Source organism: Candidatus Methanomassiliicoccus intestinalis Issoire-Mx1 (genome assembly GCF_000404225.1).
GTDB lineage: Archaea > Thermoplasmatota > Thermoplasmata > Methanomassiliicoccales > Methanomassiliicoccaceae > Methanomassiliicoccus_A > Methanomassiliicoccus_A intestinalis.
In genome coordinates, this window is sequence record NC_021353.1 from 1,413,963 (window position 1) to 1,427,499 (window position 13,537).

Annotated in this window: 13 protein-coding genes; 8 read left to right on the plus strand and 5 right to left on the minus strand. The window is 40.3% G+C overall.

Features of this window, described 5'->3' with window-relative positions:
• Positions 1–70 precede the first annotated feature (70 nt).
• Positions 71–436 carry an aspartate 1-decarboxylase gene (panD, locus tag H729_RS06750; RefSeq protein WP_020449263.1) on the plus strand — a complete coding sequence of 122 codons (366 nt, stop codon included), beginning with the start codon at positions 71–73 and terminating at the stop codon, positions 434–436.
• Here the strand turns inward: panD and hisS are convergent, their stop codons facing one another.
• Together hisS and H729_RS06760 are read right to left on the minus strand one after the other, a co-directional pair.
• Positions 437–1,678: a histidine--tRNA ligase gene (hisS, locus tag H729_RS06755; protein ID WP_048134527.1), complete on the minus strand. Its 1,242-nt coding sequence runs from the start codon at positions 1,676–1,678 to the stop codon at positions 437–439.
• Between the two features lie 33 nt (positions 1,679–1,711).
• Positions 1,712–2,827, minus strand: coding sequence for an OBG GTPase family GTP-binding protein (locus H729_RS06760; protein ID WP_020449265.1), 1,116 nt, complete (start codon positions 2,825–2,827; stop codon positions 1,712–1,714).
• A 251-nt stretch (positions 2,828–3,078) separates the two neighbouring features.
• On the opposite strand from H729_RS06760, the gene H729_RS06765 reads away from it, so the two are divergent.
• Genes H729_RS06765 through H729_RS06775 form a run of 3 tightly spaced genes read left to right on the plus strand, consistent with a single transcriptional unit; the run spans position 3,079 to position 7,255 of the window.
• On the plus strand, positions 3,079–4,107 hold the full coding sequence (locus H729_RS06765) for a zinc-ribbon domain-containing protein (protein ID WP_020449266.1): 1,029 nt from the start codon (positions 3,079–3,081) through the stop codon (positions 4,105–4,107).
• A gap of 57 nt (positions 4,108–4,164) precedes the next feature.
• Positions 4,165–6,165, plus strand: a complete 2,001-nt coding sequence (locus H729_RS06770) for a DNA topoisomerase VI subunit B (RefSeq protein ID WP_020449267.1) — start codon at positions 4,165–4,167, stop codon at positions 6,163–6,165.
• Complete coding sequence (locus tag H729_RS06775; RefSeq protein WP_020449268.1) at positions 6,155–7,255, plus strand: DNA topoisomerase IV subunit A; 1,101 nt, start codon at positions 6,155–6,157, stop codon at positions 7,253–7,255. The genes H729_RS06770 and H729_RS06775 overlap by 11 nt, the downstream gene beginning before the upstream one ends.
• A 40-nt stretch (positions 7,256–7,295) precedes the next feature.
• Here H729_RS06775 and H729_RS06780 read toward each other — a convergent pair whose 3' ends face one another.
• Positions 7,296–7,850 (minus strand): hypothetical protein, encoded by a 555-nt coding sequence (locus H729_RS06780; protein WP_148285442.1) that lies wholly within the window; start codon positions 7,848–7,850, stop codon positions 7,296–7,298.
• Between the two features lie 233 nt (positions 7,851–8,083).
• Between H729_RS06780 and H729_RS06785 the strand changes: the two genes are divergently transcribed.
• Entirely contained in the window at positions 8,084–9,004 is a 921-nt protein-coding gene (locus H729_RS06785) for an FtsZ/tubulin family protein (protein ID WP_020449270.1), read from the plus strand.
• On the opposite strand, the gene dph5 is transcribed toward H729_RS06785, so the two are convergent.
• Positions 8,991–9,785: a diphthine synthase gene (gene dph5, locus H729_RS06790; RefSeq protein ID WP_020449271.1), complete on the minus strand. Its 795-nt coding sequence runs from the start codon at positions 9,783–9,785 to the stop codon at positions 8,991–8,993. The genes H729_RS06785 and dph5 overlap by 14 nt on opposite strands.
• A gap of 9 nt (positions 9,786–9,794) precedes the next feature.
• On the opposite strand from dph5, the gene H729_RS06795 reads away from it, so the two are divergent.
• Entirely contained in the window at positions 9,795–10,826 is a 1,032-nt protein-coding gene (locus H729_RS06795) for a class I SAM-dependent methyltransferase (RefSeq protein WP_048134023.1), read from the plus strand.
• On the opposite strand, the gene dcd is transcribed toward H729_RS06795, so the two are convergent.
• Positions 10,803–11,297 (minus strand): dCTP deaminase, encoded by a 495-nt coding sequence (gene dcd / locus H729_RS06800; protein ID WP_020449273.1) that lies wholly within the window; start codon positions 11,295–11,297, stop codon positions 10,803–10,805. The genes H729_RS06795 and dcd overlap by 24 nt on opposite strands.
• 55 nt (positions 11,298–11,352) lie before the next feature.
• On the opposite strand from dcd, the gene H729_RS06805 reads away from it, so the two are divergent.
• On the plus strand, positions 11,353–12,453 hold the full coding sequence (locus H729_RS06805; RefSeq protein ID WP_020449274.1) for a branched-chain amino acid aminotransferase: 1,101 nt from the start codon (positions 11,353–11,355) through the stop codon (positions 12,451–12,453).
• A 32-nt stretch (positions 12,454–12,485) separates the two neighbouring features.
• Positions 12,486–13,535: an mRNA surveillance protein pelota gene (locus tag H729_RS06810; protein ID WP_020449275.1), complete on the plus strand. Its 1,050-nt coding sequence runs from the start codon at positions 12,486–12,488 to the stop codon at positions 13,533–13,535.
• Positions 13,536–13,537: the final 2 nt, after the last annotated feature.

Sequence of the window (13,537 nt, forward strand, 5' to 3'; positions counted from 1 at the left end):
CAAGACGTTAGATTCTGTAAATCACATGGAGAATCAAAAGTATTTAAAATAAAGCTACCATAGAGCCCCCATGCGTTGCCTCCTACGGAGCAAGATTCATCGCGCAACGGTAACCGAAGCGAACGTAGAATACGTTGGTAGCATTACTATAGATAGATCGCTTTTAGCTGAAGCGGAGATCTGGGCAGGAGAAAAAGTACTGGTTTCAGATGTGGACAATGGCAGCCGATTTGAAACATATGTTGTCCCTGGCGATTCTGGAGTCATATGCGTAAACGGTGCAGCGGCAAGGCTGGTAGATGTAGGCGACAGAGTAATCATAATGTCATTTGAGTACGGTGACGTCCAGATAGAACCAAAGATATTACTTGTAGATGAAAAGAACAGATGTGTTCAGATCTTAAGATCTGTAGAGTCCCAGCCACTCAATAAGTAATCAGAACTCTTGAAGGATCTCGGCGATTTTTACAACTTTCTGTTCACCGCTCAACATATCTCGGATAGAAACGCACCCTTCAGCAAATTCCTTTTCACCTACGATAACTGCCTTTTTAGCATTTATCGAAGAAGCATATTTGAAGTTCTTTGAAAGACTGCGACCAATCAAGTCTAATTCTGTAGGTATGTTAGACAGTCTTAAGTCTGCAGCAATTTTGTAACATTCATCTTTCATAGTGTCGGACACAGGGATTACATATGCCGAAATTTCATATTTTGGAGTTTCAAATCCTTCACGCTCCAGTGCGAGAAGCGTCCTGTCAAACCCAATGCCAAAACCTGTGGAGAATGTTTTTTCTCCGCCGAACAATTCTGTAAGAGAATAAGAGCCTCCTCCACAGATCTGTTTCTCAGCACCTAAAACCGGTGCGTCCATTTCAAACACTAATCCTGTGTAATAATCCAGACCTCTTACAACTCCAAGATCGATCTCTACATTGTCAAACCCATAGTAATTGAGTATCTGGAATACTTTTGATAAATGTTCTCTTGCATCCCCTTTGATTTTTTCTAAAACATCAATGGAACCTACAGTCTCAGTTACATCAATGATTGTAGAGATCGAATCTTTAGATAACCCGGCTGCTTCCATACGTTGAGATGCTTCTTCATACTCTTTTTTATCAAGTTTCTGAAGTATGAGGGGAATATTTTCCGCACTGGCTCCAGAAGAAGATAGCATTTCTCTCAGAACTCCGATGTGTCCGATTCTTATTCTATAATCCTTCAATCCAATGTGTTTCATAATGGAAGCTGCCAGAGATATCACTTCAGCATCAGACTGCGGTCCGGCTGATCCGATCATTTCTGCGCCGAACTGGAAGAACTCCCTATAACGTCCAGATTGCGGTCTTTCATACCTAAAGCACTGTCCAAAGTAAAACATCTTCAATGGTCTTGGTTCTGAAGAGAGCTCATTTACAAAAAATCTCATTGCCGGAGCAGTAAGCTCAGGGCGGAGTGCTATTTCTCTCCCGCCTTTGTCTGTAAATGCATAAATTTCATCGATCACGTTGGGGCCAGATTTTAAAGTGAATAATTCGGTATTCTCAAAAATCGGTGTGGCAATTTCTCTGAAACCAAAAAGCGCTGCTTCTTCACGCATCAATTTTTCGAGATATCTTCTCTTTTCCATCTCATCTGAGCGAAAATCTCTAGTGCCGCGTGGTTTCTGAATCATCAAAAGTACAAATAAATAAAGGATATAAAATGGTTAGTCACCACCGCGCTTTACCACTACAGTCACGATATCGCCGTTTTTGAGGATATGATCCACTCCAACAGTCTGTCCTGGAAACTTGGCGCTTTTGCCCCAGACTATAGCATACCTGAAATTTTTCCTAAAGGAACGATGGATGCGGTCACATAAATCTCCGATAGACGACCCGTTCATGATGACCATGGGTTCATCCATATCAGCATCCATTCCCTGCGGCTTCAAAAAGATATGAATGAAATCGAGCTCATGATATATGCGCTCCTTCAGTTCATCTAAGCCAATTTCTTTATTCGCAGAGATGTAAACTGGATCATATTTCTTCATTTTCTCTTTAACGGAGTTTAAAAGCTTAGGTTCGGCTGAATCTATCTTGTTTATAGCTACAATCGCCTTAAGGTATACACGATTGCCAGTAAGAGCATCGATCAACTGCTCCTCATCGATATCTTCTCTGATGATGACTTCTGCGTTTACGTACCCGTAGGCAGATACCATCTCTGCAGCAGATTCTGCACTCATTTTAGTCATAGTGGTTGTAGGCTTAACCTCTATACCACCGCGATCAGTTTTTGTGATTACAACATTCGGAGGGTGGGTATTTAATCGAATACCAGCATTATATAGTTCATCCATCAAAACTTCTACATTGGTGTCGAACACATCAACAATAAAAAACACCAGATCAGAAGTTCTGACAACAGCTAAAACTTCTCTGCCTCGGCCTTTTCCTTTTGACGCGTCCCGGATAAGCCCTGGCATATCTAAAATCTGGATTTTAGCAAACTTATAAGTCATCAATCCGGGGATTACATCCAGAGTTGTGAATGCATAAGCTGCAACATCACTTTTAGCGCCTGTTAATTTAGTTAAAAGTGTTGATTTTCCTACACTCGGAAATCCAACCAGTGCTACAGTAGCATTGCCTGATTTCTTAACAGAATATCCCTGGCCTCCGCCGCCTGAAGCAGCACGTCTTTTTTCCTGCTCCATTTTTAATCTGGCGATCTTGGCTTTCAGAAGTCCTATGTGTCCCTGTGTTTTTTTATTATATTGGGTCTTCTCGATTTCCTCTTCAATAGATTTTATCTGTTCATCAATCGTTAGAGCCAATAAACACACCAACCGACTGTAATTCGGTACTCCATGACCTTATTTATCCTTTCCCTTCCATGTGACATATAAAGCATTGCATACAGCAATATTTAGTAGAGAGCAGTTGAATAGACATATTTAACAATATAAAAACACTGCAATGGGGCAACATTCATCACATTTAAAAAGAAAGAGTGTTAAGATTACAGGCGCATATAAAGTAGAAAGAAAGTTATATATGCATCAATGCATGGGTGAGATGGTTAAACATGGCCGGATATAAATCATCTCTAGACGCGATCTCCAGTAAAAAATGGGGACCGATCTTGGGTATTGTAATAGCATCAGTTATTGCATTTATATTACTGGCATACATATCACCAAGCATCTGCTTTGGATTTTTGATATGTGTATTAGTAATTTATTTCATTCCATACTATTTCGGATTAAAATCGTTTAAACTGCTTGCAGTATGGGGAATTGCATTTATTCTATTGATGCCAATACCGTTATCTTATTTTTCAGAAAATGTAGTGTACGAATATGAAGATAAAGATATATTTTCAGAAAGTAAGGACAAAACAATCATTAATGGAACAGTAACTCCATATATTGAATCAGAAAACGGAACATATACATTCACTGTAGAAGCAGATGAAAAATATGACGTTGTTAAACTCTGGATTGCACCGACATCTGCATTTGGTATATACTTCGTAGGAAATGGTCATAGTAGTTCTTACTCCATGACTACTGAAGGCAAAACAGAGGATGGAAAAAATATTTGGAGCGTAACTCTTGACAATCTGAGTCCAAATATGTATTCATACATGTTTGAAGGAAAGCTTGTTGATGAAAGCTCAGAGATAGATGGTGAGTTCACTAGTGCAGTTATCGGACCAATCAATGAGGATTCCACATCGCTGTACGTCACAATATACAAAACAACTGTCACAAATGTTGCATTGTATATCGGTCTGTTATACTTCTTACTAATGTTCATGATGTATACCAACCGCAGGAACAGAGAACTGTTCGAACAGCAGAGAGCTAAACAGAGCCGTCCAGAAGAAGGGCCTGACGGAACATTCCATTGTCCAAAGTGCAACTCAGAAGTAATTAAAGGACAAAAGTTCTGTCCACAGTGTGGAGAAAGCTTTGCTGTGGATCCCAAAGAGGTTCAGATGCCATCTGCCCCATTCAAAGGCGCTGATGATGATTACTTCTGCACAGAATGTGGCACAAAGGTGGATGAAAACGCTACGGTTTGTCCTGGATGCGGGAAAAAATTTGAATGAACGGGGGACTTTGTCTCCCAAACTTTTTAATCTTTTTACATATTGCCCTCATCTGGCATGCCATCTAAGACGACGACTACAAAAACAGTGAAAAGTCAAAAAGACATTTCAGTTTCAGAATTCTTTGAAAAAAACAGACAGATTCTTGGTTTTGATTCTCCAGTGAAGTCACTGCTTATGGGTGTTAAAGAAGCAGTAGATAATTCTCTGGATGCTTGTGAGGAAGCTAGAATCCTTCCAGACATACTTGTAGAAATATCAAAAATGGATCAAAAAGAATACAAAGTAACTATTGAAGACAACGGTCCTGGTATACCTTCTGCAGCTATGCCGAATGTATTTGGCAGATTGCTGCATGGTTCGAGATTTCATGCTGTGAGACAGTCCAGAGGACAACAGGGTATCGGCATTTCTGCAACGGTAATGTGTGCACAGATTACTACCGGAAAACCTGCAACAGCCAGATCTAAGGTGAAAAGTGCGGAAGCCGCCAAAGAAATTGATATTATCATTGATACTAAAAAGAACACCCCGGTAATCTTAAGAGAAGAGTATATCCCGTGGAATGAGAAAGAGTCTGGAACCCGCATTACATTCTACATGAGCGGAAGATACATCACCGGAAAACAATCAATCTATGAGTATCTCCGGCAAACTGCAATTGTCAATCCTCATGCATCTTTAACATTTATTGATCCAGACGGACACAAATATATCTTTGAAAGGGCAACGAATGAACTGCCTCCCCAGTCAAAGGAGATCAAACCACATCCTGACGGGATTGAACTGGGAACATTGATGAACATGGTAAATGCCAGTTCTGAAAAGAGTCTGATAAAGTTTCTTCAGAATGATTTTAGCAGGATATCAGAACGTGTAGCCAAAGAGATCTGCAGTGCAGCTGGAATAACAGAAACAACCAGATTATCAACGATGGATCTTGAAAAATGCAAACAGCTGCAGGATGGCATAGGAAAAGTAAAGATCATGGCACCGCAGTCTGACTGCCTTTCGCCGATTGGTGAGAACCTGATAAGGAAGGGTTTGAAGCACGTTCTTTCAGACATTAAACCAGAATACTATGCACCTCCCATCACCAGAGATCCCAAATCACATTCGGGGAATCCATTCCTTGTTGAAGTTGGAATAGTATATGGAGGCGGGCTGCCGTCTGATCAACAGGTTCAGATATTGAGATTTGCTAACAGGGTTCCTCTTCTTTATCAGCAGGGCGCATGCGCAATTACAAAAGCGATAGAAGCCACAGACTGGAGAAGATACGGATTGGAGCAGCGTGGCGGAACCGGGATTCCATATGGTCCAGCAATAATTCTTGTGCATATTGCATCCACAAAAATACCATTTACATCAGAAGCTAAAGAAGCAGTTTCTGCAATACCACAGATACAAGAAGAGATAACTCTTGCACTCAAAGCCTGCGGAAGAAGCCTGCGTACACACTTGAATAAAAAAGAAAGAAAAAAGAAAACAAGAGCTAAATTCGAAATTGTTCAGGTCATTATTCCGCTCATGGCAGAAAAAACTGCCAATGTTCTCGGTAAACCAATACCGGATCTAAGAGGAACCATCACAAAAATCATGAATGTCGTATGGATTGATGAGTCAATAACATATGATAAGGGAAAACACCGTGCTAAAATTACAATATACAACTATACTCCAAAAAATCAGAAGTTTAAATTGCACACAGTGTTGCCAAAAGAAGGAACGAGTCTCATATCATATTCATTAAACCCATCAGAAGTTAAAGATGATATAAAATTAACATGGGATCTTCCCCGCATCGCCTCAACAGAAATTTTTGAGATCAGTTTTGAATTGAATGGTCTTGATAAAGAGGCATATGAAGAGATGGACATTTACGTTTCAAATATTAATCCGGTAGATGTGATGGGTGCTGACCCGTTGCCAGGAGACTGGGATCTTCAAGGAGTTAATTTCACGGAAGTAGACATGGTTCCAGATGTGGAAATTAGTGAAGAAGAAGATGAAGAACCCGACTACGATGAGACTGAGGAGGATTTATATGACGAATGAACGCAACACGGAAGCAATAAAACGTCTTTATTCCATATCTGAAGATATTTATGACCAGCTTGAGTCTGGAAAAATTCCTAAAATGGTGCTTCCTCTCAGAACAAAAGCCAATATTAAATTTGATAACCGTTCCCAGGTGTGGAAATACGGAAGTATGAACGGTGTCAGAAGCGCAAAAAAGGTAAAAGGCGCCATGATGCTGCTGAGAACATCGTACATGCTGGAGCTCATCCAGAATATGATTGAAACAAACAAGTCATCTACCTTAAGAGAAGCTTATTACATTTCAGAAGCGTGGGGCAAAGCTAAATTTAATTCACAGGATGAATCCAATCTGCTAGCAGAAGACCTGGAAATAGTTACAGACTGTCTCAGGGAGGACTTCAAGCTCAGGCCAGAAGAAAATGGAGCACACATCATCGGAGATCTAAACATCATTGAAACAGACAGAAAGGGAAAGAAAAAAGCATTGAACTGCAGAGATGATGTTGGAGATTCTGGATACGGCATACCATACAATGTTGAGAAAGAAAAATTAGAGCTGAAGAGTACCAGCGCTAAATTCGTAATTGCAATAGAAACCGGTGGTATGTTTGACCGTCTTGTTGAGAACGGATTCGATGAAAAGAGTGATGGAATATTGGTTCACCTTAAGGGGCAGCCTGCAAGATCCACCAGAAGATTCATAAAACGTTTAAACGATGAAATGGGGCTTCCGGTTATAGTGTTCACGGATGGAGATCCATGGTCCTTTAGGATATATGCATCTGTAGCATATGGTGCAATTAAAACAGCTCACCTTTCTGAATATCTCGCAACCCCATCTGCAGAGTATATTGGTATAACTGCCTCAGATATTGAAAATTATGACCTGCCTACAGATAAGCTGTCGGATATGGATGTAAGAGCACTTAACGCAGAGCTGAAAGACCCTAGATTTCAAACATCATTCTGGAAAGGTGAAATAGAGTTGATGCTAAAATTAAAGAAAAAAGCTGAACAGCAGGCTCTAGCTAAATATGGTCTGGATTTCGTTACAGATACATATCTACCAGATAAACTCAATGAATTTGGAATACTCAGAAATTAAATCTTCTGAGTAAACCATTTTTTTAATTTTATTAAAATTATCACTCCAGATTAGGAAAATCAAATCCTACCAGAATTGTTGCAAGTTTCGGATCATCCTCATAGCCGTGTTTTGCTCTGATATACATATCAGAAGGCGGAGCTGGAGAGCATGATACAATATTTTCTGCACCTTCGAATTCATTGACTTCTGGGAAGGATACCGGAGGCATGATAAAACACTCTTTACCACCGCCATACCGTTCAGGGTACATTACAAATTCTTCAGATAGCCATAGAATTGATTCGTTTACATTTGCAAGAAACTGTTCTTTAGCGTTCGGAAGAACTTCTTCACCGAGTATTATGTTGTCAGAGATTAGCTTTAATGTAGGTTCCGGAGGAGGACGGAAACGCTTGTCTTTGATAATGCATATCACATACTGCCTCTTCAGACACTCCTCTACACCAATATTAGAAACACGTATTCCCGCTGCAGCAGTGATATTTTTTTCGATGTCTAATATTTTTTCACGACATTCGTTTTTTAGAGGAAAAACGTGGTGAGTGCCGTCCATTAATTTTATGCGATCCACTATGTCTTGAAGCTTTACCATCATATTGGGATGAAAATGTCAATAAATAAACCTTATTACTTGAAAAATAGTAATTGGATGTAGTATCCAATTTAGCCAGATATTTTAAAATAAAGCATCCATCCAAATTAAATGTTGACGAGTTGTGCATATTTTGCTGAGTAACAATTCACAGTTGAAGAAGATCCATTAAAAGCAAAATGAGCGCAAAATAGAAGATTAGTTAAGGAATCATGGCTATTGGAAATTGAATCATGGATCTAGAACTAATACCACTAGGATCGGGAAGTGTAAACCCCAGACCTCCGGTCAAAGCAATAGGTATAGGCGGAGCTGGACACAACATTCTAAAAGACTGTTCCTTAAATAAAGTGGCATTGTGTACATCCAGAGACGCATTTATCGATCCGGTTGTACCGGCATATAAACTAGACAATGATGATGTTCAATTTTTAAACTCGATAACTCCCGAGCTTATTGGAACGCTGAATCACACATCCCTTGACAAAATATGCAGATTAATCGATGGCATAGAAATGGTATCGATTTTTTCTGGTCTGGGTGGTGAAACTGGAAGTAAGATCACACCACTTACAGCGTATGCATGCAAAAAATCAACAGCCCTTGCAGTATCGTCAGTTGCCATACCTTTTTCAGCAGAAGGACAGGCCAGAAAAAAACAATCTGCAGCAGCTCTACCGACAATAGTAAAACATTCACATATTACAATCTCATATCCAAACGATGGATTGCTGAAACTTGCACCAGATTTACCACTTCAATCTGCGCTTAAAGTTATGAATTTTTTCATGACGAAACCAATTTTAGACATCGCAGGCATGATCACAAAAGATGACATTTCAGCAATAAAAACAAATCTTAATCGATCCCACATGAGAGTGGGGATAGGACGCGGCGGCGGCACATGGGGTGAAGAAGCCGCCATTCAGGAAGCACTAACATCCCCATGGTTTGATTTTGACCTGTATGAGGTAGAAAGGGCGCTTATGATTATATCTGCACCAAAAGCAGATGAATATACATTTAAAAATGTAATGAAATTTCTGGGTCCTAAGATACCTCACTCAAAGATTCTGTACTGGACTGTTCCAACACTGGAGGATAATGCAGAATCTGAAGTTACATTACTGCTTGACTGCCCTAATCAGCATTGAGAATAGATTTTGGTGCTCCGGCAAATGCACATAATGACTCGGCTTCCATGAAGTGCAGCTTCCCAGGCATAACTAGACAATGAAGCGGTGATCCAAGATCTGCACATAGAATACTGTTTGGAGATCCGGCAACTAATTTTTGAGTTGAAGAACCAATCCTTGCTCCAGCACAAAACAGCGAGGTATCCGTTATTAAATTTTTATGCAGTCTTTCTTCAGCATCCAACAGCCACTGCATGGCAATGTTCGCCGTCATATACCTGCTTTCATCAGCTTTGATGTCTAAAAGAATCAATGTGTGAAGTCCGCGTTCAAAATTCTCCAGAATATTATCATATGGAGATGCTGGAAGAAAACCAGGTTCAGGAAATGGAATTGTTACTGCTCTTCCAAATTTATAAGGCTGAAGGCCGAAAGCTGCAGCGCATGCTGTAAAGATCGAGACGCCGTGTACTAGCTTCGTAGGAATATTTTCCTTTTCAGCTCTCAACCTTATATCCACATGAGTCGTGGCAGACATGGGATCTCCAGCTGTCACAAATGATACTTTTCCACATTTTGCCTCTTCGATTATAGTATCATGCTCTTCAACATCTGATCTTTTTAAAACCGTGATTTTTTTGCCAATAAAATTTTCTAAGTCTTCTATTGATGAATCGATGAGCTTGGATGTGTAAAATTCCGCAAAGATTTTATCAGATGATCGAAGCGTTTCGAGCGCTTTTACGCTCATGTCTTCAGGCTTTGACATGCCTAAACCCACAAATATTATTTCACCCATGATGACACCGTGCTAGCCACTTGTCTTAAAGTTCCTCGAGAGAAAGCGGAGTCCATACGCAGAAGACTTATAGAATCCGGTTTGCTGGATATTTCATTCAGAATAAAAGGTCAAGGTGAATTTATACTAATACCTGTCGTTTCTAAAGAGATAGATTGTGAGTACGAGTTTGTTGAAGAAGAACTTCAGTCTCAAGAAAAGACAGAAACTGATTATAAGAATATTGTAAAGATGCCTGCAGAGTTAAAGGATTATCTTCCAGCATCGTATGACATTATCGGCGAGGTTATCATCATTAAATTGGATGAGGAACTTCAAGAATATAGAAATGAAATTGGAAATGCTCTGTTGAAAGTGCATCCCAATATCAGTACGGTAGCGGAAGACCGCGGTGTAAAGGGCGAACTGCGGGTACGGGATTTGAATATAATTGCTGGCAAAGATAAAACAGAGACCATGCATACGGAACATGGGGTAAGGTTGCTTCTTGATCCTGCATATGTATACTTTAATCCACGATTAGCTACAGAACGCCACAGGATAACATCTCTTGTGAAAGATGATGAGATTGTTGTGGACATGTTCGCCGGAGTTGGCCCTTACTCAGTAATGATTGCCAAATATGCCAAACCAAAGATCGTATTTTCAATGGATCTGAACCCATATGCTATCGATTATCTGAAAAAAAATATAGAGATAAATAAGGTAGAGAATATAATTCCTCTGGAAGGGGATTCTGCCGCGATGATCCATGATCTTCCTCCGGCCGATAGAATAATTATGAACCTGCCGCACTCCGCTCACGAATTCTTTTATGACGCCCTCACATGCCTGAACCCCGGCGGAACCATCCATTTCTATACGATCTGCGAGAGAGATAGTCTGGATTCCGTATTTGCCAAGCTGTCTATGCAGGCAAGAAGTATGGGATCTAAGATCACTATCGACAGACTGGAAGAGCTTAAAACATACTCTCCGACTATGAGCGTATACAGCGCAGACATTAGATTTTCAGATCTAGATCTTGTCGAGGATTGGTGAGAGTGTTATTCCATTTTGACCTTGATAATTCCCGCTTCTTTTCTCATACGAAATTAAAGCCGGAGAATGCAGAGTTTCAAAAACAATCTGAACAAATCTGTCTGAGATGGAAAGTTCGATGTCACTGTTTGAGACGTTGTAACCCATAAACGTCAGCGTTCCTTTGAATCCAGCATCCACTTTTCCCAATCCGGCGATTATTCCTTTTCGAATCCAGGAAGTTCTCAGCCATAATTGTGCTGAGATATAATTCGGCAGTTCTACCTTTTCAATTGTAGATACATAAAACATAGTTTTGGGTGGAATCTTTACTTTCCCATCTGTAATTTTTAGCCCGGAATCAGGTATGGAGATCTCAGCGATTCTCAGGTCATAGCCATTAGGAGTTATGGATCCATCATAAAAATCACTGATATTCATTATTCCATTTTGAATATTTGACAGAATCTCATGATCTGGTAAAATGCACATGATGCCCCGGTAAGCATCTCAGATAAATAGCTTCTCCGAGGATGGATAGAAATATTTGATCTGCATTAGGGGTCTGGAACGTGGCGATATCGTGAGTATTGAAATTCACAAGGTTGAAAAAAGCAGAATCGATGAAGTCGACTTTGATAATTTAGTGTTCGGACATACTTTTTCCGATCATATGTTCCAGATGGAGTATCGCAACAACAAGTGGAATCCCCCAGCGATTATTCCTTTTGGAAAGATCGAGGTATATCCATCATTATCAAGCCTGCACTATGGACAAAGCATATTCGAAGGACTGAAAGCATTCCGTTCGGCGGATGGATCTGTTAACATATTCAGACTGGACAAGCACATTGCTAGGATGGAAAATTCATGCAAAAGGATGTGCATTCCAACACTGGATAGTGAAATGTTCAAAGAAGCAGTAACCACACTAGTCGGTCTGGACAGGCAATGGATACCTCAGGCAAGAGGATCCTCATTGTACATACGGCCATTCATATTCGCTTCTGAGAACTACATAGGTGTCAGAGTCTCAGAAAAGTACGATTTTTACATATTAACCGGACCAGTTTCAACATATTTTAAAGAAGGTCTGAGCCCAGTTAAACTGATGACATCTGAAGGATATGTCAGAGCTGTCCGTGGCGGGCTTGGAGAAGCGAAAACAGCCGCGAATTATGCTGCATCACTGTTGCCAGCAATGGAAGCTCAGAGAAGAGGGTTCTCACAGGTTCTATGGTTAGATGCTCTGGAAGGAAAATACATTGATGAAGTGGGAACGATGAATATTGCATTCTTCAAAGATGATGTATTAATCACTCCACCGCTTGAGGGTACAATCCTCCCTGGAGTTACACGCGATAGTGTAATCCAAATTGCAAAGAAAAAAGGCATAAAGGTTGAAGAAAGGAGAATTTCAATTGATGAAGTGATGGAGTCTGTCAAAGACGGAAGCATGACTGAAATCTTTGGAACCGGAACAGCCGCTGTCATCTCGCCTGTTGGAGAGGTGTATCACAATGGGGAAAGTGTAACAGTTAATAATTTCAAAACAGGACCCATTGCAAAAATGTTCTATGATGAGATAACCGGAATCCAGTACGGTGAGAAAGAAGATACATTTGGCTGGATAACAAAGATTCAATAAAGCCACGAGGGCGAGAGTTGAAATAACCTTTGATGTATGAGATTCTCATGCGCGTTCTCAATCAAGAAGAACAAACAGGAGAGATCAAAGTTCTTATTGAGACTCTCGACGACCTGTGGCATTTATACAATATTATCAACCCTGGAGATATTGTAATAGCTGTCACATTCAGACGGGATGAAGTAAAGGCAGATAAGATCCGTGCAGAACGTGCAGAAAAGAAGAGAATGGTTTTAGGAATCAGGGTTGAGAAAATAGAGTTTCATGATTCTGAATCAAGACTCCGCATATTAGGTGTGATCGAAGAGGGACCGCAGGATATAGGTGCCCATCACACACTGATATTGAGTGAAAGAGAAAATCTTACAATCAGAAAAGAAGAGTGGAGCAAAGTAGCTTTAGAACGGATTGCAAGAGCAGTTGATGATTCCAAAAAGCCAAAGATATTGTTCATAGCCATCGAGACTGATGAGGCGTATTTGGCAGCGTCCAGGCAGTTTGGAATTCAGGAAATTGCAACAATAAATGCATCTTCATCTGGAAAAATGTATGATCAGAAAGAATCCGGAGACTTTTACGGAGAAGTGCTGGAAAAAATAAAAATGAGCTATGAACCAGGAACTCCAATTGTTATACTCGGCCCGGGATTCGCCAAAGAGACTTTAATGTCTCTGGGGAAATCAAAAGAACCAGAGATCTTCGCAAATTCATACATATATCATACAGGGCAGGCAGGTACAGCTGGTATCCAGGAGCTTATGAAGTCCGGAATGGGGGCAGAGGTCATAAAGGATTCCAGAATCTCCATGGAGACTAAGCTCGTAGAAGAAGCATTAGAAAGAATAGCCAAAGACAACCTAATCTCATATGGTCCATTGGACGTTAAACACGCTGCGGATATGAGCGCCATCGACACGTTATTAGTTCTTGATTCAGAGATAAGAAAAAACAACGTGGAATCGATTATGAATCAGGTTGAAGAGGCCCGAGGAAAGGTAGTGGTTATAAGTGAAAATTTTGAAGCTGGAAAAAAGCTTGAATCCATCGGAGGGATTGCTGCTCTTTTACGCTTCAGCATTTAAAC